The following is a 23,243-nucleotide window of genomic DNA, read 5'->3' as shown; positions in this document are numbered from 1 at the left end:
TCGACGTCAAGGCACCTTGGGGTGCAAAACGGCGATCGCGTCGAGATCAAAGCCAGCACTCGGCGCAGCTCCGATGCCCTGGAGATCACGGATGCGGACGAACCGTGCCTCCTCGACGCCGAGCTCGGCGAGATCGAACACGTCGCCGCCGGACACGCTGGGATCGAGGGAGGACACGCCGAGATCACCGTTCGCGAAGACCGGAGCATACCCGGCGCACCCTGCGGGCGGCTTCGTGTCCTCGGCGCAAGGGAACACGTGCCAGGTCTCGCCGTCGGCGCTGACGGAGACCTCGGCGAGCTCGGCGTACACGTTGTTCGGATCGTCCGACACGAAAAACGGATTCTCGAACACCACGAAGTCCGGGCCTTCTCCGTCGACGATCGCGTTGCCGCCGAAGCCGAGCACGATCGAGCCGCCTCGGCCGAGCGAGAGCACGTCGAGCCCGCCCGACGTCGTGCCGTTGCCGAGCGGCTCGCCGTAGATGACCTCGGGGAACCGATCCGCCCCGAACCCCGCGTCGTCGCCGGGCTCGAACGCGACGACGCAGGACGCCGTCCGCGACGGCGGAGCGTCCGCGGCACAGGCGTGCGGCTCGTTCGTGGTGCCCGTCGAGCTCGCGGGCCCTTCGTCCCCACACCCAACGCCGGCGAGGCCCAGCGCGCCCAGGAAGACAACCACGACGCGGTGCACGGACCCTCGATACCAGCCCGCAGAGGACGTGCAAAGGGGACCATCGCCGCTCCGCGCGATCCGTACTAGAAATCATGCGTGCTTCGTCGCGCGCCTTTCCCCCGCCCCTCCGCCGCCGCCGTCGACAAGGCGCGGCGCTTGCTCGATCGCGCCCTCGGGCCCTCGAAGGTCATCACCTCGCCCGCAGGCTGCGAGGCGTACGCGGGGGACGAGTCCGATCAGGAGCCGGTGATCCCCGACGCGGTCGTCGTCGCCGAGACGCCGGACGACATCCTGCGGGCGCTCGCGGCGGCGAGCGAGGCCGAGGTCCCGATCGTCCCGCGCGGCGCGGGCAGCGGCAAATCCGGCGGCGTGGTCCCCGTCGGCGGGGGCATCGTCGTCACCACGCTCGGCATGCGCGGCATCAAGGAGATCGATCGCGAAGAGCTCGTCGCCGTCGTCGAGCCGGGCGTCATCCTCGGCGACTTTCACGCCGCGGTCGAGGCCGAGGGGCTCTTTTATCCGCCCGATCCGAACTCGCTCAAGATGTGCGCCCTCGGCGGCAACCTCGCCGAGAACGCGGGCGGCCCGCGCGCCTTCAAGTACGGCGTCACGCGCGAGTACGTGCTCGGCCTCGAAGCGCTGCTCGTCGATGGAACCCGCCTCCGCACCGGCCGGCGTACGGTCAAGGGCGTCACGGGCTACGACGTCACGAGCTTGCTCGTCGGCAGCGAGGGCACGCTCGCGGTCTTCACGGAGGCCACGCTCCAGCTCATCCCGAAGCCCCCGAGCGTCGCCACGCTCCTCGGCCTCTTCGACACCGCGCTCGCCTCCGGCCGCGCCGTCTCCGCGATCATCGCGGCCGGCCTCGTCCCGCGTTGCCTCGAGCTTCTCGATGCCGGCGCGCTCTCCGCCGTCCGCGCCCGCGGGGTCCCCGTCGATGCACGCGCCGGCGCGCTCCTCCTGATCGAGGTCGACGGTGATCCCGCCTCGTGCGAGGCCGCCATGGAGCGCATCGGCGAGGCGTGTGTCGCCGAGGGCGCGCTCGACGTCCTCGTCGCGCAGGACGCCGCGCAACGCGAGCGCCTTTGGGAAGCACGCCGCGCCCTCTCGCCGGCCACACGCGCCATGGCCCGTTACAAGATCTCCGAGGACGTCGTCGTCCCGCGCACGCGTTTGCCCGACCTCCTCCGCGAGATCGATCGCATCAGCGAGGAGACCTCGATCCGCATGCTCTCCTACGGCCACGCGGGCGACGGCAACCTGCACGTGAACTTCCTGTGGGACGATCCCGACGCCGGCCCGCGCGTCGAGCGCGGCCTCGATCGCCTCTTTCGTGCGGTCGTCGGCATGCGCGGCACGCTCACGGGGGAACATGGCGTCGGCACCTCCAAGGCCGAATACCTCCCGCTCGAACAGGGCCCGGAGCTCATCGAGCTTCAGCGCCGCTTGAAGGCCGTCTTCGATCCGAAGAACCTCCTGAACCCCCACAAGATCTTCCCCCGCCGCGGCCACGGGGTCTGCTAGAACGCCCCGCGTGCGTGTCCTCGGCATCGATCCTGGCAGCCGTCACCTCGGGTGGGGCGTGCTCGAGCGCGTCGGCACGCGGGTCGAGCACGTCGCCCACGGCGTCATCGACGTCGACCTCGACGGGACCTTCGCCGACCGCCTCGTCGACATCGACGACCGCCTCGGCGAGGTCATCACGCAGTACGCGCCCTCGCATGCTGCGGTCGAGAGCATCTTCTTCTCCAAGGACGCGCAGAGCGCGGCCAAGCTCGGCCATGCGCGCGGCGTCGTCCTGCTCCGGCTCGCCCGCGCTTCGCTCCAGACGTCCGAATACCCGCCTGCGCTCGTGAAGCGCACCGTCGCGGGCAAGGGCGCGGCGGACAAGCGCCAGGTGGCCATGGTCGTCACGGCCATCCTCCGACTCGGCACGCCGCCTCGGTCGGACGCCGCCGATGCCCTCGCCATCGCGCTCACGCACTGCAATGTCGTTGGTTTTCAGACGGCGCTCGCCGCCTCTGCGCCCGCCCGCCCGGCGCGGCGTCGCGCGAATGTCCCGTGATCTTGCATCGCCTGCGGGCGCCCTGCGTCCAACCCCGCGGCACCCTCGGTCCGGCCAACTACGCGGAACAGGAAGAAAATGATGCGTAAGGTAAGGTTCCTCTCGATCCCCTCCCTCCTCGCGGCGTGCGCCGTGGTCCCTGCTCTCCTGCTCTGCTCGACCGACGGCCATACCCAGGCCGCGGCGCCTGCGGCTCCTGCTGCGGCGCCTGCGAAGGGTCCCTCGGCCGAGGAGATCGGCCGACGCGTCCAGGCGTTCTACGACTCCACGAAGACCTTCAAGGCCACGTTCGCGCAGACCTATACGATCAAGGTCCAGAACGTGAAGAAGGAGTCGAAGGGCACGGTCATCTTCGAGAAGCCCGGCAAGATGAGCTGGTCGTACGACGCGCCGAACGGCAACCGCGTCGTGTCCGACGGCAAGGTGATCCGCGTCTACGAGAAAGAAAACGAGCAGATGTTCGAGACGCCGGTCAAAAACTCGCAATACCCGGCGGCGCTCGCGTTCCTCATGGGCACCGGTCAGCTCGTGAAGGATTTCAACCTCAAGCTGCTCGACGCCGCGCAGATGAAGTTCGAGGGCGGATACGTGCTCGAAGGCACGCCGAAAGACGCGACGCCCGCGTACCAGAAGGTACTCCTTTACGTCGACGCGCAGACGAACCAGGTGCGCCGCGTGCTCATCCTCGACGCGCAGGGCAACAAGAACCGCTTCGACTTCAGCGCCCCTGTCGTCAACCAACCTGTCGGCAAGGGCGAGTTCGACTTCACGCCGCCGCCCGGCACGCGCGTCGTCAAGCCCTGAGCCGGATTCGACGGAAACGATGCAACCGGACGGAAAATCTGGTAGATCGAATGTTGCTTGGAGGTGCGATGAACGCGCATAGCTGGATGGGTCGCGGGATGCTTTCGGTCGCCGTTGCGCTGCTTGTCGCGGCGTGTGGTGGCCCGCTCGAGTACATGGCCAAGGGCACGCCGCGCGCGCCCGACGCCGACGCGAAGATCGTGGCCGAGGTCAACAGCAGCACGGTTCTGACCACCGTGAGCATCGAGGCGGAGCACCTCGCTCCCCCGGATCGGCTCATGCCGGGCGCCACGGCGTATGTCGTGTGGGCCCGCAAGGACTCGAGCAGCCAGTGGCAGCGCATCGGGTCGCTCGCGTACAACAACGACAAGCGGACGGGCTCGCTGCCGACGGCGACCGTGCCGCTCACGAGCTTCGAGCTCATCGTGAGCGCGGAGCAACAAAACGCGCCGACTTCGCCCTCGCCGCACGTGGTCATCCAGCAGAAGGTCGCCGACTGACCTCGCGCTCGTGGTGGCACAGACGGTAGGATGATCGAACGCCCGGCGCCTTGCGTCGGGCGTTCTGCCATGAACAACCCCTACGGATCGCCGCCCGGGCCCTACGGCCACGCTCCCTACCCCCCGCAGCAGCAACCACGATATCCCGGCCCGGCGCCGTACACACCACCGGGCCACGGCGGGTCCGCGCCACGCGCGCCCGTGGAGCTCGATCCGGACAAGCGTCGCCGCGGGGTGGGGCTCGCGCTCTGGATCGTCGGCATGCTCGCCGGCGTCGTGCTGAACATCCTCTTCACGATGGCGGAGATCTTCCTGTCGAAGGCGCCGGGGCGCATGCTCTCGGCGGTCCTGACGGGCTCGCTCTTCGCGTTCTTGCCGCTCGGCTTTTACCTCTTCGTGCCCATGGTGCTCGATCGGTACGATCCCGAGCCGTGGTGGTGCCTCGCGATGGCGTTCCTGTGGGGGGCGGTCGTCGCGACGGGCTTCGCCGGCATGATCAACACGGGCGTGCACATCGTGTTCGCCGGCCTCTTCGGGCCCGGGGTCGGCAATTTCGTGTCGTCCGTGATGAGCGCGCCGCTCTCGGAAGAATTCTTCAAAGGCCTCGTCATCCTGGGCTTTTTCTACTTCCTCCGGCGCGAGTTCGACGGGGTCGTCGACGGCATCATCTACGCGACGTTTTGCGCGCTCGGGTTCGCCGCGGTCGAGAACGTCAGTTATTACGCCCGCGCGGACATGGCCGATCAGCTCGGCACGACCTTCTTCCTGCGCGGCGTCCTCGCGCCGTGGGGGCACCCGCTCTACACGTCGATGACCGGCATCGGGTTCGGCATCGCGCGCGAGTCGAGCAAGACGTGGGTGCGCTGGCTCGCGCCGATCGGCGGGTTTTTCGTGGGCGTCTTCCTGCACGCGCTCTGGAACTTCGTGCCCACGGTCATCCCCGACGCGTTCGTCATCATGCTGCTCTTCTGGCTGCTCTTCGTGGCGATGTTTTTCTGCATCATCATCGCCCTCGTCGTCCGCAAGGGCCGCACGATCCGCCAGTTTCTCCGCGACGAGGTGCTGATCGGCAACCTGACGAACGAGGAGCTCGAGCTCGTGTGCTCGCCGGTCGGCCGCATCCAGTGCACGTTCTCGTGGCGCGGCGCCGAGGGGCGCGCGTTCATCCGCGCCGCGTCGCGGCTCGCGCTCAGCAAGTGGCACACCGCGCGCGCGATGAAGGGGCAGAAGCGCACGATCAGCGCCGATTTCATCGCCCCGCTCCGCGGTGAGCTCGCGACCTTGCGCGCCGCCCTGCGCGCCAAAGCTCCCCGCTGAAAAGCTCTCGACACCTCGAATTCACGAATTCGTCACGCGGGGCGCGCCCTCGCCGTTTCGACACGTCGAATTCACGAATCCGTCACGCACGCCGCATTTCCCCGCCAACCTGCAACACGAGCTTCATCGGGCCGTAACAGGAACAGGATACACCCGGGTGCGATGGCACGCATCCTGGTCGTCGAGGACGAGCCCGCGATCCTCAAGGTGCTCGATTACAACTTCCGGCAGGCGGGGCACGAGGTGCTGCTCGCGTCGCGCGGCGAGGAGGGGATCCGGCTCGCGCGCGAGCGGCGGCCCGATGTCATCCTGCTCGATATGATGCTCCCGGACCTCATGGGCACCGAGGTCTGCCGGAGCTTGCAGCAGAGCGAGGAGACCCGCGAGACCCCGGTCGTCATCGTATCGGCGCGCGGGGACGAGGTCGACCGTGTCGTCGGCTTCGAGCTCGGCGCCGTCGATTACGTGGTGAAGCCTTTCAGCGTCCGCGAGCTCATGCTGCGGGTGCAGGCGATCCTGCGGCGGGTGAAGGCGCGGACGACCGAGCGCCGTGTCCTCCAGTTCGGCCGGCTGCGCATCGACGACGAGGCGCACCGGGTATGGGTCGACGGCGCCGAGATCGAGCTCACCTTGCTCGAGTTCAAGCTCCTGCTCGCTCTGTACGAGAATCGCGAGCGTGTCCAGACGCGCGGCGCGCTGCTCGAAGGGGTGTGGGGCATGGACGTCGACATCACGACCCGCACGGTGGATACGCACGTAAAGAGGCTCCGCGACAAGCTGGGGCCTGCCGGCGATTATGTGCAGACAGTGCGGGGGATCGGGTATCGATTCGGCGGATCGCCCGATCTGCCCGACTCGCATCCCGATTGAAAATTGCGTCATGCGACGCGCACGTGATCGTTTCGCGACGTTCACGAGGTTGTCACGAACGATCGTCAAGGTGGGGGCCGAGGAAAGACGGCAATGGGCTTCGAGGCGTGGAGCGTCGGGGAGACGGATCCCGGGCGCGGCAAGCGGCTTCTGATCGGATACGCGACGGCGATTGCCATTTGCACGGCGGTCGGTGTCGTCGGGGCGACGATGAAATCGAGCGCGCCCGCCGTGGAAGAAGAGGAGGAGGTCGTCGCCGTCGAGCTCACGCCCACGGTGGAGCCGCCGAAACCGCCGCCTCCGCCGCCGCCCGTGGACGCGGCGCCCAAAGCGCCGGAGCCGCCCGGGCCGAAGCACAAGCCGATCGCCGTGCCCGTGGAAGTGCCGACGGAAATGCCCAAGGAGGCAGATCCGAGCAAGGCAAAGGCGAGTGATGGCGAGTATGGGGAGGGCTCGGGCGAAGGCTCGGGCGGGACGCCCGGAGGAACGGGGACCGCGACGGCTGCTGCGCCGCCGCCTCCGCCGCCCCCGCCGCCTCCTCCGCCGCCCCCGCCCAAAGCGGCGGGGCCCATCGTCCTCGGCGAGGATGGCACGCCGCCCTCGCCGATCTCGAAGCCGCAGCCTCCTTATCCCGAGGACCTGAAGAGCCAGGGGATCGAGGGCACGGTCATCGTGCGGTTTGTCGTGACAGAGTCGGGCGACGTCTCGAACGTGACCGTCGTGCGAGGGGATGCGCAGCTTGCGGCGCATGTCGTGGCGACCGTGAAGACGTGGCGCTTCAAGCCAGCCATGGTCGAAGGCCGCCCCGTGGCCACGTACCAGAACGCAAGGTTCAATTTCAAGATCAAAACGTAATTTGGTCGTCGGGCAATCCCGTTCGACCAAGGAGCCAAACCATGCAATTTGATCTCGCGCACATCTGGGCGAGCATGGGCCTCGTTTCGAAGCTCATCGCCTTCGTGCTGGTGCTCATGTCGACCGCGACCATCGCGGTCGTCGTCGAGCGGGTGATCGCGCTCGCGCGCATGAACGCCGAGACCCGTGCTTTCGTGAAGGAAGCGCAGCCGCTGCTCGACGCCTGGGACACGGAGGAGCTCCTCCGCGTCTCGGATCGATATCGTCTCTCGGCGCTCGCGCGCCTCGTCTCCTCGGCGATGCGTCGATTCCTCCGCGCGGAGAGCGAGGGCGCCGGCAACCTGACGCCGGTCGAGCTCGCGCGGCGCGAGGTCGAGCGCAGGCGCGAGGCGCTCTCGGCGGATTTGCGGCGCGGGCTCTCGGTGCTCGCTTCGGTTGGATCGGTCGCGCCCTTCGTCGGGCTGCTCGGTACGGTCGTCGGTATCATCACGGCGTTCCAGAGCATTGCGACGACGGGCTCGGGCGGCCTCGGCGCGGTGAGCGCGGGTATCTCGGAGGCGCTCATCGAGACGGCGCTCGGCCTCACGGTGGCCATTCCGTCGGTGCTCTTCTTCAATTACCTCACGGGCAAGATCGCGGCGGTCGAGACGGCGCTCGAGCGAAGCGCGGGTGAATTGCTCGACGACATGGAGAACCAGCATGGGCGCGCAAGTGAAGAGCGGATCCTCGAAGAAGCTGCCTGAGCCGGACATCAACATCACGCCGCTCGTCGACGTGGTCCTCGTGCTGCTCATCATCTTCATGGTCATCGCGCCCGAGCTCGAGCACGGCGAGCGCGTGGAGCTGCCGAGCGTGATTCAGCCCGACGAGAACAAATCGAAGCTCGATCCGATCACCGTGACGCTCACCGCGCGGGGCAACCTCTTCCTCGAAAAGGAGGTCCTCGCGGACGTGCCGGCGCTCGAGGCGCGATTGAAATCGATGCACGGGAGCGAGCCGGATCGGCGCGTCGTCCTCAAGGGAGATGCGACGGTGCAATACGCGAAGATGCGTGACGCGTTCGCCGCGTGCCAGCGCGCCGGATACACGGGCGTCGCGCTCAGCGTGAGCCAAAAAGGCAAGGGCGGCGCGGGGGAGGAGAGCTAGCCATGGGGATGAACGTCTCCTCGGGCGGGAAAAAGGGCGGCGCCATCGCGCCCACGATGAACGTCACGCCGCTCGTCGACGTGGTCCTCGTGCTGCTCATCATCTTCATGGTGGTGACGCCGCTGCTCAACAAGCAGCTATGGCTGAACCTGCCGAAGAAGGACGACGACGCGAAGAACGAGCCGCCGCCCCCGGACGCGGACAAACCCGTGGTGCTCACGGTGGACGGGAAGGGCGCGATCCGCATCAACCAGACCGAGGTCTCGCGCGCCGAGCTGCGGGATCGCCTCACGCGGATCTTCGCGGCGCGCGCCGACAAGCTCCTCTACTTCGACGCGGCGGACGACGCGCCGTACGGGATTACCGTCGAGGTGATGGATATCGCGAAGAGGGGTGGGGCCAAGGGCATTGCAATCTTGACCGAGAAGCTCGGCGGCTGATTCTTCCATGCGAAAAACCATTGCGACACTCGCCTCGGCGCTCACGCTTTTCCTCCCGGCGCTCGCGCTGGCCCAGGAGGGCGCGGACGAGGCGCTCCTCGGCGAGGAGGACCCGTCCCGCCCCGCGCCCGCCGGAAAGGGCGTCATCTGGGGCGTCGTCACGGACGGGAAGACGAAGGAGCCCGTGATCGACGCGCAGGTCTCGGTCGTTGGGACGAACAAGAAGGCGATCGCGGATTTCGACGGTCGATATCGGCTGGAGCTCGCGCCGGGCACCTACGAGCTGCGCGTCTTTTATCAGCTCTACAAGGCGCAACGCGTGCAGAACGTGCGCGTGACGGCCAGCGCCGTCGAAAAGGTCGACGTCGTGCTGTCGACCGAGGAGAGCAAGCAGGAGATCGTCGTCGAGATCGAGGCGGACCCGGATCGGGCTTCGGCGGCGGCGCAGACGTTGCTTCGAAAGAACGCGGCGCACACGGGTGACGCGGTGAGCGCGCAGGAGATCGCGCGGACGCCGGATCGCAATGCGGCGGACGCGGCGCGGCGTGTGGTCGGCGCGTCCGTCGTCGGGCAGCGGTACGTGTACGTGCGCGGCCTCGGCGACAGGTACACGAATGCGCTCTTGAATGGCGTGCCGCTGCCGAGCCCCGAGCCGGACCGGCAGGCCGTGCCCTTCGATTTGTTCCCGACGACGGTCCTCAGCGATCTGACGATCATCAAGACGTTCACGCCCGACATGCCGGGCGATTTCACGGGCGGCTCGGTGCGCGTGACGACGCGCGAATTGCCCGAGAGGTTCACGATCAGCGGCACGTTTTACCTCGGGGCAAACACGGAGACGACGTTCCGCAATCGACTCACGTACGCGGGCGGCGGGACCGATTTCCTCGGCATCGACGACGGGACGCGGGCGCTGCCGCCGGGCTTCCCGACCGATTCCAAGGTCGGCAAGGGCGAGGAGAAGCCGGACGGCTCGCTCATGTCTTCGCGTGAGGCCAATGAGCTCGGCCGCGTGCTCAACCGCCCGATGACGACCTCGCGCACGACCGCACTGCCGAACATGAGCGGCAACCTCACGATCGGCAATACGCACAGGCTCGGCTCGGATCACGAGCTCGGGTACATGGCGGCGCTGACGTACGGGCGGCGGTTCCAGATCCGGCAGGGCGAGATCCTCCGGACGCTGACGATCGATACCAACGTGTCGGACGATCTGAAGCCGCAGAACGATTACCGCGTGGATACAGGGCTCGACGTCGTCTCGTGGGGCGGATTCGCGGGCCTCACGTACAGGTACGCGAGGGACCACAAGGTCTCGCTTATTGGTCTGCACAGCCGTTCTTCCGAGAACGAGGCGCGCGAGATCTCGGGGCTCAGCGAGGAAGGTGGCCCCGGGCGCACGTTCTTCGATACGCGCCTCCGTTTCGTGAGCCGCTCGCTCACGTTCGGCCAGCTCGCCGGCGAGCACAAGCTCCGCAAGGCGAACGACGCGACGCTCGAATGGAACCTGACGACGTCGCTCGCGACGAGCGACGAGCCGGGTACGCGCGAGAACGTGTATCTCGACGACGCGGGGCGGAGGGCGTGGCAAAGCACGACGCTCTCCGGCTTGCATTTTTATGCGAACCAGGCGGAGACAGCGATCGGCGGCGCCGTGCATTACACGCAGCCCATCGTGAGGGGCGACGCGCCGACGCGGGTGAAGGTGGGTGCGCTCGTGCAGGGACGCGACCGCGCCTTCGAGGCGCGCCGCCTGCGGTACATTCCGATCGCGGAGACGCCGGAGGACGCGGCCGCATTCTCGCTCCCAGCGGATCAGCTCTTCACGAACGAAAACATCGGGCGCGTCCTCTCCCTGGCAGAGTACACGAGGCCGACCGACACGTACGACGCCACGCAGCGCGTGTTCTCGGGGTACTTCATGACGGACACCTCGATCCGTCCTTGGATGCGCGTCGTGCTCGGAGCGCGGGTCGAGGCATCGTCTCAAAAGCTCGATACGGTCGATCCGTCGACGCTCCTGCCGAAGCAGGTCGAGCTCTCCACGACGGATTTGCTCCCCTCGCTCGGGCTCGTCTTCAAGACGAACGAGCGCTCGAACCTGCGCGCCTCCGTGACGCGTACGGTCGCGCGTCCCCAGCTCCGCGAGCTCGCGCCGTTCTCGTTCACCGATTACTTCGGCGCCCGCGAGATCCAGGGCAACCCCGACCTCGACCGCACCACGATCGTGAACGCGGACCTCCGCTTCGAGTTTTTCCCGACGCTCGCCGAGGTCGCGGCCATCAGCGTGTTCTACAAGGATTTCACGAAGCCGATCGAGCAGATCATCAAGCCCTCGAATCGCGGTATCGTGTCGTACCAGAACGCAAAGGGGGCGCAAAATGCGGGCATTGAGCTCGAGTTGCGAAAGAACCTCGGCTTCATCACCCCTGTCCTCGCCGACCTCGGCGTGCTCGCGAACCTCACGCTTGTGTACTCGCGGGTCTCCCTCGACGAGGCGGGGACGAGCGTGCAGACGAACAACGTTCGCCCGCTCGCGGGGCAATCGCCGTACGTGGTGAATGCGGGCCTCGATTACGCCAGCGAGAAGCGTGGCACGCGGCTGCGCGTGCTTTACAACGTCTATGGCCGGCGTATCGCGCAGGTGGGCTCGCTCGGGCTGCCGGACGTCTACGAGCAGCCGCGCCACCTGCTCGACGTGACTGTCGCGCAGCGCATCGGCAAGCACGTGGACCTGAAGCTCGCGGCCGAGAACCTCCTGCTCGCGCCGGTCGTGTTCACGCAGGGACCGAGCGAGGCCTCGATCCCGAATTCCACGGTCGCCGATTTGACGAACGTGGTGCAGCAATACCAGCCTGGCGCGACGTTCACCTTGAGCGCCACCATCCAGAATTGACGGCTTGTCGCGAAATCGTTACGCGCGCCCTGCAATGGCGTCACGCGGCATGACCAGAATGCGCGGGCGGAGGAATCACCCACCATGCGATCGAAGGTATTGCTTGCGACGAGCGCGCTTGTCGCGGCCAGTCTGATGGGCTGCGGCGGGGACGAAAATGGAGAAAGTCCGACGCCCCCCGCGAAGAACAACGAGATCCCGGCGAGCATCACGTCGGATCTGACGCTCACGGCCGACCAGGACTGGCTGTTGAAGGGAATCGTGCACGTGCGCGCGGGCGCGACGCTCACGATCGAGCCGGGTACCACGATCAAGGGCGACAAGTCCACGCTCGGCACGCTCGTCATCGACCCGGGCGCTCGTATCCACGCCGAGGGCACGAAAGACGAGCCCATTGTTTTCACGAGCCGCGCCGAGCCCGGGGACCGCACGGCCGGCGACTGGGGCGGCGTCATCCTGCTCGGAAAAGCGCCGATCAACGTGCCCGGCGGAAAAGCGAACGTCGAGGGAATCGAGGCGACCGCGGAGACCGAGTACGGCGGGACCGACCCGGCCGACAACAGCGGCGTGCTGAAGTACGTGCGGATCGAGTTCGGCGGCATTCTCCTTTCGACGGACAACGAGATCAACGGGCTCACGTTCGCCGGCGTCGGCAGCGGGACGACCGTCGATTACGTCCAGGTCCGCTACACGCTCGACGATTGCTTCGAGTTCTTCGGTGGCACGGTGAACGCGAAGCACCTGGTCTGCACGTACAACCAGGACGACGGGATCGACTGGGATCTCGGGTATACTGGAAACCTCCAGTTCGTCGTGGTCCAGCAGGATCCGGCCGCCGTGGACGACACGAACGGCTTCGAGGGCGACAACGACGCGATGGGCACGACGAACGCGCCGCTCTCCGAGCCCACGATCTACAACGCGACGCTCATCGGCAAGAACGTGGACGTCGACAAGCAGCAATACGCGATGCTCCTGCGCCGCGCGACGAGGGCGAACCTGTACAACATCGTCGCCACGGGCTTCGAGGCGGGCGTCGATGTGCGAGACGCGCCCACGTCCGTGAACCTCGAAGCGTCCATCTTCCACGGAAATCTCGCGCAAAACATCGCGTACGTGGAGACGCCGGACGGCACGGGCTCCGAGAAGGACGACGACATGGGCTTCGACGAGGTCAAGTGGTTCCTGGACGCCGGCAACGCCGAGACGGACCCCATGCTCGTCGCGCCCTACGATCGGCAAGCGCCTGATTTCCGGCCGAAGGCGACGCTCACGACGGGCGCCGCGACGCCGCCGAGCGACGGCTTCTTCGATACGAAGGCGAGCTACGTCGGCGCGTTCTCGCAAGACGACACGTGGCTCGACGGCGCCTGGATCTCGTTCACGCCGAACTAGCCGCCAAAAGCTCCGAAGAGCCCGCCTGCCGTGCGGTCGCGGCCGCTCGATCGCGCCGTGGATCGCTCTTTGCGTGCGCGCCCCCGAGTGCGTTCGGCGATCATGAAGTGGCGCGCCCTCGCCCGAGGGCGCGCGCCATTGGGACATGTTGGCAAGCCCTCTGGGCGCGTGGTGCACAGCGCGCAGCGCCTCAGGGTCGAGGTGGCCGGGCTCTTCGGAGAGCCCGTGCGCGCGAGGCGGATCGAGCGCGCCCTGGGCGAGCTTCCGGGCGTCGTGGAGGCGCGAGCCAACGAGCATACGGGGACGGTGCTCTGCGTGCTCGCGCCGAACGCGCCGACGACGCGCGCCGAGGTGCTGTCGATCCTGGCCGAACACGAGGACTCGCAGGGGCCGCCGCCGCCCTCGCTGTCGCGGATCGCCGAGAGCGCGGCCGCCTCGGCGCGCGACATGATCCGTGCGTACGGAGCGAACGGCAGCGCCGACGACGAGGACGACACGACGCCCGTGACGCCGTGGCACGCGCGCTCGATCGACGAGCTCACGCAGGCGTTCTCGGTGGATCTGCAGCGCGGCCTCACGGCGACCGAGGCGCACCGGATCCTGCGCGAGGTCGGCCCGAACGTGCTCGCCGGCATCGCGCCGCGCACGGCGCTGGAGATCCTCACGGGCCAGATCTTCACGGTGCCGACGGCGTTGCTCGCGGGCGCCGCGGGGCTCTCGGTGCTGCTCGGCGATCTGCTGGAAGCAGGCGCGATCCTGCTCGTCGTGGGCTCGAACGTGGTCGTCGGATATTTCACGGAGTCACGCGCGGAGGAGCTGCTCGACGCGTGGAGCAAGTTCCGCGTGGAGTGGGCGCGCGTGCTGCGCGACGGCGTGGAGACGACGGTCGCGGCGAGCGAGGTCGTTCCGGGCGACGTGCTCTGCGTGCGCGCCGGGGATGCGATCGCGGCGGACGCGCGGATCGTGGAGGCCACGGATCTGACGGTCGACGAGAGCACGCTGACGGGCGAGAGCGAGCCGGCGGAGAAGGAGACGGCCGCGGTGGTCGAGGACGCGCCGGTCGCGGATCGCGACGACATGCTCTACGCGGGCACGGTCGTGGCGACGGGCAGCGCGCGCGCGGTCGTCGTGGCGACGGGCAGCGCGACGGAGCTCGGCGCGATCCAGCGCGCGCTGTCGCACACGGCCGATCGCGCAGCGCCGCTCGAGCAGCAGCTCGATCAGCTCGGGCGCAGGGTGGCGACGCTCGCGTTCGGGAGCTCGATCGCGGTGACGGCGCTCGGGCTCTTGCGAGGTCAGCCGCTCGCGGCGCTCGCGCGCTCGGCCGTGGCGCTCGGCGTGGCGGCGATCCCCGAGGGGTTCCCCGCGGTCGGGACGACGGCGCTCGCGCTCGCGAGCCAGCGGCTGAACCGCAAGGGCATCGTGATCCGCAGGCTCGCGGCGGCCGAGACGCTCGGCGCGGTGAGCGTGGTGTGCGCGGACAAGACCGGGACGTTGACCGAGAACCGCATGCGCGTCGCGGAGGTGTTCCTGCCGGACGAGGGGCTCGTGCGGGTCGAGTACGGCGCGCCGTCGAGCGAGAACGGGGCGCCTCCGTCGCTCGGGCTGGTCGGTGAAGACGGCCGGCGCGTGCCGGTCTCGTCGCTGCGGGAGATCGGGCGCATCGCGGCGCTGAACGCGGACGTGGAGCTCGACGAGCGCGACGCGATCACGAGCGGCAGCGGCACGGAGCGGGCGCTCGTCGAGTTCGCGATGGCGATCGGCTACCCGGTGCGTCGGCGGAGAGGCGCGGCGAAGCGGGTGCGCGAGGAGCGTCGCAGCGCAGAGCGGCCGTTCATGGTCACGGTGCACGAGCACCCGGAGCTCGGTCGGATCGAGCTCGTGAAGGGCGCGCCGGAGCCGGTGATCGAGCGCGCGAGCGTGGAGCCGTCCGAGCGCGCGCACCTGCTCGCGATGAACGAGGCGATGGCGTCGCGGGGGTTGCGCGTGCTCGCGCTCGCGTGGCGGAAAGATGGTGATCCAAAGCAAACGCACGAAGCGCCGCTCGTGCTCGCGGGCCTCGTCGGGATGCGGGATCCGCCGCGGCGTGGCGTGCGCGAGGCGCTCGCGGTGCTCGCAGGCGCGGGCGTGCGGACGATGATGCTGACGGGCGATCAAGCGCGGACCGCGCAGGCGATCGGCGCCGAGCTGGGGATCGGCGCGCCCGACGTCTACAGCCGCGTGACGCCCGAGGCGAAGCTCGACGTCGTGCGCGAGCTGCAGGACGGCGGCGCGATCGTGGCGATGACGGGCGACGGGGTGAACGACGGGCCGGCCCTCAAGGCCGCGGACGTCGGCGTGGCGATGGGCGAGCGCGGGACGGATATCGCGCGCGCGGTCGCGGACGTGGTGCTCGCGCACGACGACCTCGGCAGCCTCGCGGACGCGGTGAGCGAGGGGCGAAGGCTCTACGACAACGTGCGGCGCGCGATCGAGTACCTCGTCGCGACGAACGCGAGCGAGGTGATGGTCATGCTCGCCGGCTCGGTCGTCGGCGCCGAGCCGCTCGGGCCGCTGCAGCTCCTCTGGATCAACATGCTGACGGACGTCGCCCCCGCGCTCGCGCTGGCGATCGAGCCTGCGGACGCGGACGTCATGCGCAGGCCCCCGCGCGACCCGCAGGCGCCGCTCTTCGGGCCCGCGCGTGGCAAGAAGCTCGCGCGCGAGGCCTCGAAGATGGCGGCGATCTCGCTCGCTGCGTACGGCATCGGAGCGATCGGGCCCGGCGCGAGCCTGCCGCGGGCCCGCACGATGTCGTTCGCGTCGCTCGTCGTGGCGCAGCTCCTTCACGCACGCTCGTGCCGATCGAGCGGGTCGCAGCCGAACCCGGAGCTCCACCGCGCGCTCGTCGCGAGCCTCGGTCTGCAGGCGGCGGCGCTCGGCCTGCCGGGTCTACGCCGCGTGCTCGGCACGACGCCGCTCGGCCCGATCGAGCTCTCGATCGCGGTGCTGCTCGGTCTGCTCCCGACGCTCGCGCGGGAAGGGAAATCGCTGTTCGAGCCGGAGCCTCCGATCGTGGTGGATCGACGCGGCATGCCGGCGGGATCGACCCTGGTGCGAGGGGACGATCGGCACGCGCCGGTGGACTGGGCGTCGTCGCCCGTGATGTTCGAGGAGGAGGCTCGTCGATGAAATTTCATACGCCATCGTTCATTCTCGGCTTCGGCAGCGCGGTCGTCGTGATGGGGACTGCGCGTCGGCTCAAGCCCGCGGTCGTGGAGATCGGGGCGCTCGGCCTGCACCTCGCGCGGCTCGGCCGCGCCGTCGTGGAGCGGCAACGCGAGCACGCGGAGGACCTGTGGGCCGAGGTGGAGGAGCGCGCGCGTCACCTGCGGGAGGTGCCGCGCCGCCGTCGCGCCGGCGCGACGACGGGCAACGGCAAACACGTGCCGAGCGCGGCCAACGCGCAGGCCGGATCCTCGGCGCACTGAGCGTCGCTGAGCGAGAGGGAAGGGGAGACGAGACGTGATACCCAGCGAGCAGTGGAGTGAGCTCGTGCATAGCCTTCCGCGCCGCGTGCGGCTGCGATCCCGCGCGATCGTGGGCCAGCGCGACGCGTGCCTGCGGGTCGCGGAGAAGCTCGCGATGATGGATCCGAGCTGCGAGCGCGTGGAGGTGCGGCCGTGGACGGGCTCGGTGATCGTGGAGCGCGAGGACGGGACGCTCGACGCCGAGGCGGTGCGCGTGATGCTGGAGCGGCTCGTGGCCGACGAGCGTGACGAGCAGGGCCGCAAGCTGACCGACCTCGGCCATGAAGCGCTGCCGGGCCCGACGCGCGTGGCGAAGGCCGTGGCGCATGCGTTCGCGGAGATCAACGGCGACGTGCGGAGCGCGCTCGATCACCGCGCGGATCTCGGGACGTTGATGCCGGTGCTGTTTTTCTCGCTCGGCCTGGTCGAGATCGGCGTGACGAGGAAGCTGCCCGCGCCGGCCTGGTTCAACCTGGTGTGGTGGTCGATCCGGTCGTTCATGACGTTCAACGCCGGAGCGGTGGAGCAGGAGGGGAGGGCGGTCGCTGCGGATGGGGGGCTGGATTAGAAGCCAGCGACGGATCCGCGGGCGTGAGGTCGCGTTCGACCCTTCCCTTGCCGGCGCCGTTCGCCCCGAGAAACACCCCAAGGGGCGTGGAGAAGTCCAGCGAGAGCTACTCGACGGCGCGGATGCGCTCGATGTCGAGGTGGAGGAGGTGCATCAGGGAGCCTCAGCGGCGCCGAGATCGAGGCCGTCGAAGATGACGGCACCGACGGCCTGATTCATCGCCCTAGCCGCACGAACGTAACGTTCGAATGCCTGAAGGTATTGGGAACAGGCATGCATGAGAGGCTCCGAGGCGAAGTCGTTGTCCGACTTCGAGAACTCGAACGCGAGGAGCGCGGGTTGAGAAGTGCCAAGCACGCAGAGCGCTGCGACGTTCCTTAGCTCGCTGGCAGGGCAAGGGCGGCGTAACATGTCGAGCGCAACGTCGAGCGATATCCATGCAGTATCGAACAGCTTTGCTTCGTGTTCAGGCGAAGGCACCGCAGAGAGATATGCATGGGCGAACCTGTTGGGGTGTTCGGAGTCTGTCTCCTCGAGGATTGCTTCCAGCGCCACGATCAAGCCGGGGCGCGCAGCTTCCCACGCCAGCGGCCAGTCGAGCGTCACGAGCAGCGGCATCACCGCCACGGCGAATCGCCCCCGATCCTCCGGTGTCATGCCCTTGCCGATCTCGGCCAGGTGCCTCACATCCTGTCGGTTCGACTGCGCTGCCTGCCGCTTGAACTCCCTCCACAAGACAGCCGCCGTGAGCGCTTTTCCGCTCTCCTGCCGTTCTTGCAGGCGCTTTACCAGCTCTGCCCAGCTCGCCGCCACGCGCGAAACATAGGCCCGGGAGCGCCTACGGGCCAAGCATCATCGCGGAACGCGCGCCCAAAGCACGTCCAGACCACCCCTGCAACTGCGCACGTCTGCACGAGACCGTTTGCGCCGTCTCCTTGGCCAAGACGACCTGTCCCAAGCGCTTGCACCTCACCCCTTCCCCTTCGCCACCCCTCCAAAACCCTTTCCAACGCCTCCTTCAAAACAAAACCGCCCCTAAAAACCGTGAGCCTGTGTACGCTCCCGTCCCAAACGAAAGGGGCCTTCCCATGGCTGACGTCTCCAAGCTCGTCTCTGATCGGGTCGCGATCACCCGCACCTTGACCTCGGCTATCTCGGTGCACGGCAACGAGGTCGCCGCGGCGCTCGAGAAGGCCTTGTTCCCTGACGGTTCGCCGCCCGACTTCCAGGTGACCGTCTTCCTGCAGGCGCTCGGCGCGCTCGCGCAGCGCTCCGTGGACGAGCTCTCGGCCGCGAACCAGGCGCATGCGACCGAGCTCGCCGACGACGGCGAGCCGCGGGCCGCGCGGGACTCCGCGAAGGACGAGCTCCGCGCGCGCATGATCGGCATCCGCAGCACGCTCTCCGGCGTGTACGGCGCGCCCCTCCTCAGCGCGTACGGGCTCTCGGGCGAGACGCCGAGCGACGCCGAGCACCTCATCGAGGCCGCCTGCACGACCGAGCGCCTCTTGCGCAACCGCCCTCTCGTCGAGGCGCCGAAGCAGGAGGGCGTCTCGGTGGACCCGAAGGCGCTCGCCGACAGCCTCAAGGCGCGCGTCGACGCGCTTCGTACGGCGCTCGGCGACGTGCGGCGGGAGGAGCGGGAAGCGCAGGTGACGCTCCAGCGGCGGAACGCGGCGACGGCGACATGGAACGGGGTGTATCAGGGGATCGCGGACTCCCTGACGGGGCTCTTCGAACTCGCGGGCAAGGGGGAGCTCGCGGACCGGGTGAGACCAACGGCGCGGAGGCGAGCCGGGTTGACCGAGGCGGAGGATGTCGAGGGGGGAGCCGCAGAGAAGTAGCTTCGCGCTTGCGTCACGTCGTCTCCCCGCGCAGATCGCGTGCGATGTCAAGCGGGACTTGCCCATGCGCCTCGTGATCGTCTCCGTCTGTGCCGCCACGCTCCTCCCCGCGTGTGGCTCCCGCGCCGACTCCCAGCCGCTCGTCATCGACCCGCTCCCCCCGCGCCGTGGCCGCTCCTCTGCGACCGTGGCGGCTTCCGCCTCCGCCGCCGCGCCTGCCGTCGCCGCGGACGCCGCGCCCGCGCACGTGCCCGATCCCGAGGCTGCGCGCCTCTTCCTCGACCATTACGCCGCGCCTGCGCTCCCGCTCCTCCCCGACGTCAAGCCTTCGCGTGTCCTCGGGCTCGCGTTTGATGGTTCGGTGCGCGGTGAGACGGCGGGCATGTCCGCGGAGGGCGCGCGGTTCGGCGTGACGCTCGCGGAAGGACAACGCGCGTGGGTGCCTGTCTCGTATCCGGTCGGCGCTTGCGTCACCGTCGTCGCGCAGGGCGGCCTCGGCGTCGTCGAGGTCGACGCTTTCCTCACCACGAGCGAACCCGCGCCCGTGCGTATCGTTGCCGAGGACGCGCGCACCGGCCCGACCGCCGTCATCGGCGGCAAGGACGACTGCTTCTCCTTCTTCGAGCCCTTCCTCGGCAACCTCTCGGTCACCGTGCGCAAAGGCTCCGGCATGGTGCTCGTCCAGCAGTTCCGCCCCGTCACCCGCGAACGTTGAAGCGAGACGATTTCGCGCAACTCGCGCCGCGCGCCGTCGATGGACACGCGTGCCTCCCTCCATCGTCCTCGCGCCCGACGCGCCCGCTTATCCCGCCGTCCTCCGCGCCCTCGCCACCCCCGAGCGCGCCCCGCCGACCTTGTACTTGCGCGGCGCCCTTCCCACCTTGCCCGGCGTCGCCGTCGTCGGCCGCCGCGCGGCCAGCGCCGAGGCGCGCGCCTTCACGCGCGTCCTTGTTCGCGACCTCGTCTCCGCGGGCTTCGCCATCTGGTCCGGCGGCGCGTTCGGCATCGACGCGGCTGCGCACGAGGCTGCGCTCGAGGCCGGCGGGCGCACCGTCGTCGTCACGGGCGCCGGGCTCGATTGCCCGTACCCGCGCGAACACGTGCCTCTCTTCGATCGTGTCCTCGCCGCGGGCGGCGCGCTGCTCTCGCGCTTGCCTGACACGATCCCCCCGCGCCCTCAGCATTTTCTCGCGCGAAACCACGTCCTCGCGGCGCTCACGCTCGCGACCGTCGTCGTCGAGGCGGGCCTCAAGAGCGGCGCTCGCTCGGCGGCTGCGGCGGCGCGCAAGCTCGGTCGCCCGCTCGGCGTCGTCCCGCATCCTCCGTGGTCCGAGGCTGGCGCGGGCTGCGCGGAGGAGCTAGCCATGGGGGCCCGCGCCGTCACTTGCATGGCGGACGTCCTCGGCGCCGTGGGTCACGGCCCTTCTCCTCGCAAACGGCGCACGGAGACGGAGCCGCGGCTCCCTGCGCGGGACCTCCCGCTCCCCTTCGAAGGGAGCTTCGATCCTCTCGAAAAGGCCGTTCTTGGTGTTTTGGGGGACACCCCTACGCACCTTGACGTGATCTGCGATACGGTCGGAGCGCCTCTTCCTGCGGTCGCTGGGGCGCTCTTGACGTTGACACTACAGGCCGTAGTAGTAGAGGGCCCCGCCGGCTCCTACCGGCGGGGCAAGCGCTAGATGGGCCCACCTGCTCGTTGTTGAGCCGAGCGGGCCCCCTGGGTTTTCCCTTCGTCCTCACGCAATTTGCTCGATCAGAAGGTGGTGATGGCCAAGACGCTCGTCATCGTGGAGTCGCCGGCCAAGGCGAAGACGATCAAGAAGTACCTCGGCTCGGGGTACGACGTCGTCGCCTCCAAGGGGCATTTGAAGGATTTGCCCAAGAACCAGAACGCCGTCGACGTCGCGAACGACTTCACCGAGAAGTACGAGGTCATCGTCGGGAAGGAGAAAGTCCTCCAGGAGCTGAAGGACGCGGCCAAGAAGGTGGACGCGGTGCTCCTGGCGACCGACCCTGATCGCGAGGGCGAGGCGATCGCTTGGCACATCCTCGAGGAGATCCAGGACGACAAGCTCCGGGTCGAGCGCGTGGAGTTCCACGAGATCACGAAGAAGGGCGTCGACCACGGCGTCCAGCACCCGCGGCCGCTCGACATCAACCTCTACGACGCCCAGCGCGCTCGCCGCGTGCTCGATCGCATCGTGGGCTACGACGTCTCGGCGCTCGTCTGGTCGAAGCTCGCCTTCGGTCTGTCCGCCGGCCGCGTTCAATCCGTTGCGCTGCGGCTGATCGTCGACCGTGAGCGCGAGATCGATGCGTTCGTCCCCGAGGAGTACTGGAACGTCTCCGCCGGCCTCTCCGCGCCGAGCGGCGCGCCCTTCGTGGCGAAGCTCGCGGCGGCCGAGGGCGAGAAGTTCGAGGTCAAGAACGGCGAGACGGCGGCCTTCGTGCGCGCCGATCTGGAGAGCGCGCGCTGCAAGGTCGCGAAGGTCACGCGCCGCGAGCAGAAGCGCAACCCGCCCGCGCCGTACACGACGTCGAAGCTCCAGCAGGACGCGACGAACAGCCTGCACTTCGGCACGAAGCGCACGATGCAGGTCGCGCAGGGGCTCTACGAAGGCGTCGATCTCAAGCAGGACGGCGGCCCGGTCGGCCTCATCACCTACATCCGTACCGACTCGACGCGTGTCAGCGACGACGCCGTCGCCGAGGTGCGCCAGGCGATCGAGAAGCGGTACGGCAAGTCGTTCGTGCCGGACAAACCGAACGTCTACAAGTCCAAGAAGAACGCGCAGGACGCGCACGAGGCGATCCGGCCGACGGACGTCAACATCCACCCGGACTCCGTCAAGAAGCACCTCAAGGACGAGCAGTACAAGCTGTACAAGCTCATCTGGAACCGCTTCGTCGCCTCGCAGATGACGCCCGCCGTCTACGACCGCACGACGGTCGAGATCCAGGCCGAGCCGACGCGCGACGATGCGTCGCGCAAGTCGTACATGCTCCGCTCGACGGGGCGCGTGCTCAAGGACAAGGGCTGGCTCGAGGTCACCGAGGGGCAGCGTGATTTCGCGGGCGAGGAAGAGGCCGCGGCGGAAGGCGAGGCCCCGGAGCCCACGGCGGCGGCGAAGGCCGCGCCGGTCGAGGAGGACAGCGACGCGCTCCTGCCCGAGATGAACGAGGGCGACGTGCTCCGCCTCTCGACGACGCCCGGCGTCGTGACGGAGCAGAAGTTCACGCAGCCGTCGGCGCGTTACAACGAAGGCTCGCTCGTGCGTGAGCTCGAGAAGCGCGGCATCGGCCGGCCGTCGACGTACGCCGAGATCATCAGCAAGGTGCAGCAGCGCGCGTACGTGGAGAAGCTGCCCGGCGGCGCGTTCCAGCCGACGCAGCTCGGCAAGTTCGTGGTCGAGGGCCTCGTGCGCTCGAACCTCGACTTCATGGATCCGAACTTCACCGCGCAGATGGAGGAGGAGCTCGACGAGGTCGGCGCCGGCAAGATCAAGCGCGAGCAGCTCCTCAAGCGCTTCTACAAGCGCTTCCGCCAGCAGCTCGAGCCGGCGAAGAAGCTCGCCTCGTGGAAGCCGCCGTCGGAGAAGACGGGCGAGCCGTGCGAGGAGTGCGGCGAAGGAGAGATGATCAAGAAGTGGGGCAAGAACGGCTACTTCTTGAGCTGCAGCCGCTACCCCAAGTGCAAGGCCACGCGTGACCTCTCCGCGAACGCGCAGGCCGTGCGCGAGACGGACATCACCTGCGACAAGTGCGGCAAGCCCATGGTGATCCGCACCGGCCGTTTCGGGGATTTCCTCTCCTGCACCGGCTATCCGGCCTGCAAGAACGCGCGCCCCGTGCCCCTCGGCGTCGCCTGTCCGCAGTGCGGCGGCGACCTCATCGAGGTCCGGCCGCGCAAGAAGGGCGGGCGCACGTTCTACGGCTGCTCGAACTTCAACGCCGAGCAGAAGTGCGACTTCAAGCTCTGGGCGAAGCCCATCGCCACCCCGTGCCCCACCTGCGGCGCCAAGTTCCTGACGCGCACGGCCGGCAAGAAGCCGATGCTCGTCTGCGCGACGAAGGACTGCGGCTTCAAGCAAGAGGTGCCCGAGGAGGACGAGGCGGGCGTCGCCGGCGCCGCGCCGGAGGGCGTAGCCGGGGACGAGGGCGAGGGCGGGGCGGCGGACGCCGACGCGACGGCCGCGCCGAAGCCCGCACCCACTGCACCGAAGGCCAAGGCCGAGCCGAAACCCGCGCCCAAGGCCGAGGCGAAGCCCAAGGCCGCGGCCAAGACGGCCGAGAAGAAGGGCGCCACGAAGACGCCGACGAAGTCGAAGAGCAACGGCCGAGCCTCGGCCTGATCACCCC

General features: G+C 68.7%; 21 protein-coding genes. 19 read left to right on the top strand and 2 right to left on the bottom strand.

The genetic code is table 11. The features are described from left to right. Positions 1–6: 6 nt before the first annotated feature. Positions 7–693 (bottom strand): cell surface protein, encoded by a 687-nt coding sequence (locus E8A74_RS30705; RefSeq protein WP_232379826.1) that lies wholly within the window; start codon positions 691–693, stop codon positions 7–9. A 78-nt stretch (positions 694–771) separates the two neighbouring features. On the opposite strand from E8A74_RS30705, the gene E8A74_RS30700 reads away from it, so the two are divergent. The 15 genes from E8A74_RS30700 (at position 772) to E8A74_RS30630 (ending at position 17,040) form a co-directional block, all read left to right on the top strand. Further along, positions 772–2,199, top strand: coding sequence for an FAD-binding oxidoreductase (locus E8A74_RS30700; RefSeq protein WP_136932659.1), 1,428 nt, complete (start codon positions 772–774; stop codon positions 2,197–2,199). Between the two features lie 10 nt (positions 2,200–2,209). Next, positions 2,210–2,740, top strand: coding sequence for a crossover junction endodeoxyribonuclease RuvC (ruvC, locus tag E8A74_RS30695; protein ID WP_136932658.1), 531 nt, complete (start codon positions 2,210–2,212; stop codon positions 2,738–2,740). A gap of 78 nt (positions 2,741–2,818) precedes the next feature. Next, positions 2,819–3,544, top strand: coding sequence for an outer membrane lipoprotein periplasmic chaperone LolA (gene lolA / locus E8A74_RS30690; RefSeq protein ID WP_232379825.1), 726 nt, complete (start codon positions 2,819–2,821; stop codon positions 3,542–3,544). A gap of 98 nt (positions 3,545–3,642) precedes the next feature. Further along, positions 3,643–4,044, top strand: a complete 402-nt coding sequence (locus E8A74_RS30685; RefSeq protein ID WP_136932657.1) for a hypothetical protein — start codon at positions 3,643–3,645, stop codon at positions 4,042–4,044. A 69-nt stretch (positions 4,045–4,113) separates the two neighbouring features. Beyond that, entirely contained in the window at positions 4,114–5,361 is a 1,248-nt protein-coding gene (locus tag E8A74_RS30680) for a PrsW family glutamic-type intramembrane protease (protein WP_232379824.1), read from the top strand. A gap of 162 nt (positions 5,362–5,523) precedes the next feature. Beyond that, positions 5,524–6,231, top strand: coding sequence for a response regulator (locus E8A74_RS30675; protein WP_136932655.1), 708 nt, complete (start codon positions 5,524–5,526; stop codon positions 6,229–6,231). Between the two features lie 93 nt (positions 6,232–6,324). Next, on the top strand, positions 6,325–7,086 hold the full coding sequence (locus E8A74_RS30670) for an energy transducer TonB (RefSeq protein WP_136932654.1): 762 nt from the start codon (positions 6,325–6,327) through the stop codon (positions 7,084–7,086). Between the two features lie 41 nt (positions 7,087–7,127). Next, complete coding sequence (locus E8A74_RS30665; RefSeq protein WP_136932653.1) at positions 7,128–7,829, top strand: MotA/TolQ/ExbB proton channel family protein; 702 nt, start codon at positions 7,128–7,130, stop codon at positions 7,827–7,829. After that, complete coding sequence (locus E8A74_RS30660) at positions 7,786–8,232, top strand: ExbD/TolR family protein (RefSeq protein ID WP_136932652.1); 447 nt, start codon at positions 7,786–7,788, stop codon at positions 8,230–8,232. Before E8A74_RS30665 ends, E8A74_RS30660 begins: the two co-directional genes overlap by 44 nt. Positions 8,233–8,234: 2 nt before the next feature. Further along, positions 8,235–8,672 carry an ExbD/TolR family protein gene (locus E8A74_RS30655; protein ID WP_136932651.1) on the top strand — a complete coding sequence of 146 codons (438 nt, stop codon included), beginning with the start codon at positions 8,235–8,237 and terminating at the stop codon, positions 8,670–8,672. A 7-nt stretch (positions 8,673–8,679) separates the two neighbouring features. Continuing rightward, positions 8,680–11,568 carry a TonB-dependent receptor domain-containing protein gene (locus tag E8A74_RS30650; protein ID WP_136932650.1) on the top strand — a complete coding sequence of 963 codons (2,889 nt, stop codon included), beginning with the start codon at positions 8,680–8,682 and terminating at the stop codon, positions 11,566–11,568. Positions 11,569–11,652: 84 nt separating this feature from the next. After that, positions 11,653–12,963 carry a T9SS C-terminal target domain-containing protein gene (locus E8A74_RS30645; RefSeq protein WP_136932649.1) on the top strand — a complete coding sequence of 437 codons (1,311 nt, stop codon included), beginning with the start codon at positions 11,653–11,655 and terminating at the stop codon, positions 12,961–12,963. A 168-nt stretch (positions 12,964–13,131) separates the two neighbouring features. Continuing rightward, positions 13,132–16,134, top strand: coding sequence for a cation-translocating P-type ATPase (locus tag E8A74_RS30640; RefSeq protein WP_232379823.1), 3,003 nt, complete (start codon positions 13,132–13,134; stop codon positions 16,132–16,134). Beyond that, the gene (locus tag E8A74_RS30635) at positions 16,131–16,433 is read left to right on the top strand and encodes a hypothetical protein (protein WP_211365478.1); all 303 of its coding nucleotides are present in this window, start codon (positions 16,131–16,133) and stop codon (positions 16,431–16,433) included. The genes E8A74_RS30640 and E8A74_RS30635 overlap by 4 nt, the downstream gene beginning before the upstream one ends. A gap of 34 nt (positions 16,434–16,467) precedes the next feature. Beyond that, positions 16,468–17,040, top strand: coding sequence for an HMA2 domain-containing protein (locus E8A74_RS30630; protein WP_136932647.1), 573 nt, complete (start codon positions 16,468–16,470; stop codon positions 17,038–17,040). A 153-nt stretch (positions 17,041–17,193) separates the two neighbouring features. Here E8A74_RS30630 and E8A74_RS30625 read toward each other — a convergent pair whose 3' ends face one another. Then, on the bottom strand, positions 17,194–17,853 hold the full coding sequence (locus tag E8A74_RS30625) for a hypothetical protein (protein WP_136932646.1): 660 nt from the start codon (positions 17,851–17,853) through the stop codon (positions 17,194–17,196). Positions 17,854–18,128: 275 nt separating this feature from the next. Between E8A74_RS30625 and E8A74_RS30620 the strand changes: the two genes are divergently transcribed. The 4 genes from E8A74_RS30620 to topA all read left to right on the top strand — a co-directional run bounded on the left by E8A74_RS30620 (position 18,129) and on the right by topA (position 23,236). After that, on the top strand, positions 18,129–18,884 hold the full coding sequence (locus E8A74_RS30620) for a hypothetical protein (RefSeq protein ID WP_136932645.1): 756 nt from the start codon (positions 18,129–18,131) through the stop codon (positions 18,882–18,884). A 64-nt stretch (positions 18,885–18,948) separates the two neighbouring features. After that, positions 18,949–19,599: a hypothetical protein gene (locus E8A74_RS30615; RefSeq protein ID WP_136932644.1), complete on the top strand. Its 651-nt coding sequence runs from the start codon at positions 18,949–18,951 to the stop codon at positions 19,597–19,599. Positions 19,600–19,648: 49 nt separating this feature from the next. Beyond that, entirely contained in the window at positions 19,649–20,563 is a 915-nt protein-coding gene (locus E8A74_RS30610) for a DNA-processing protein DprA (RefSeq protein WP_136932643.1), read from the top strand. 87 nt (positions 20,564–20,650) lie between these two features. Beyond that, positions 20,651–23,236, top strand: a complete 2,586-nt coding sequence (gene topA / locus E8A74_RS30605; protein WP_136932642.1) for a type I DNA topoisomerase — start codon at positions 20,651–20,653, stop codon at positions 23,234–23,236. Positions 23,237–23,243 lie beyond the last annotated feature (7 nt).

This window comes from Polyangium fumosum (assembly GCF_005144585.1).
Classification (GTDB): Bacteria; Myxococcota_A; Polyangia; order Polyangiales; family Polyangiaceae; genus Polyangium; species Polyangium fumosum.
Note: the sequence above shows the minus strand (reverse complement) of the source record. Positions and strands in the feature narration are given on the sequence as shown.

Bases quoted from the DNA above. Each gene is read 5' to 3' on its own strand.
- E8A74_RS30645 (WP_136932649.1), top strand. From the start codon at position 11,653: ATGCGATCGAAGGTATTGCTTGCGACGAGCGCGCTTGTCGCGGCCAGT.
- E8A74_RS30615 (WP_136932644.1), top strand. From the start codon at position 18,949: ATGCGCCTCGTGATCGTCTCCGTCTGTGCCGCCACGCTCCTCCCCGCG.
- E8A74_RS30655 (WP_136932651.1), top strand. From the start codon at position 8,235: ATGGGGATGAACGTCTCCTCGGGCGGGAAAAAGGGCGGCGCCATCGCG.
- lolA (WP_232379825.1), top strand. From the start codon at position 2,819: ATGATGCGTAAGGTAAGGTTCCTCTCGATCCCCTCCCTCCTCGCGGCG.
- E8A74_RS30650 (WP_136932650.1), top strand. From the start codon at position 8,680: ATGCGAAAAACCATTGCGACACTCGCCTCGGCGCTCACGCTTTTCCTC.
- E8A74_RS30635 (WP_211365478.1), top strand. From the start codon at position 16,131: ATGAAATTTCATACGCCATCGTTCATTCTCGGCTTCGGCAGCGCGGTC.
- topA (WP_136932642.1), top strand. From the start codon at position 20,651: ATGGCCAAGACGCTCGTCATCGTGGAGTCGCCGGCCAAGGCGAAGACG.
- E8A74_RS30680 (WP_232379824.1), top strand. From the start codon at position 4,114: ATGAACAACCCCTACGGATCGCCGCCCGGGCCCTACGGCCACGCTCCC.
- E8A74_RS30660 (WP_136932652.1), top strand. From the start codon at position 7,786: ATGGGCGCGCAAGTGAAGAGCGGATCCTCGAAGAAGCTGCCTGAGCCG.
- E8A74_RS30620 (WP_136932645.1), top strand. From the start codon at position 18,129: ATGGCTGACGTCTCCAAGCTCGTCTCTGATCGGGTCGCGATCACCCGC.
- E8A74_RS30665 (WP_136932653.1), top strand. From the start codon at position 7,128: ATGCAATTTGATCTCGCGCACATCTGGGCGAGCATGGGCCTCGTTTCG.
- E8A74_RS30670 (WP_136932654.1), top strand. From the start codon at position 6,325: ATGGGCTTCGAGGCGTGGAGCGTCGGGGAGACGGATCCCGGGCGCGGC.
- E8A74_RS30675 (WP_136932655.1), top strand. From the start codon at position 5,524: ATGGCACGCATCCTGGTCGTCGAGGACGAGCCCGCGATCCTCAAGGTG.
- E8A74_RS30685 (WP_136932657.1), top strand. From the start codon at position 3,643: ATGCTTTCGGTCGCCGTTGCGCTGCTTGTCGCGGCGTGTGGTGGCCCG.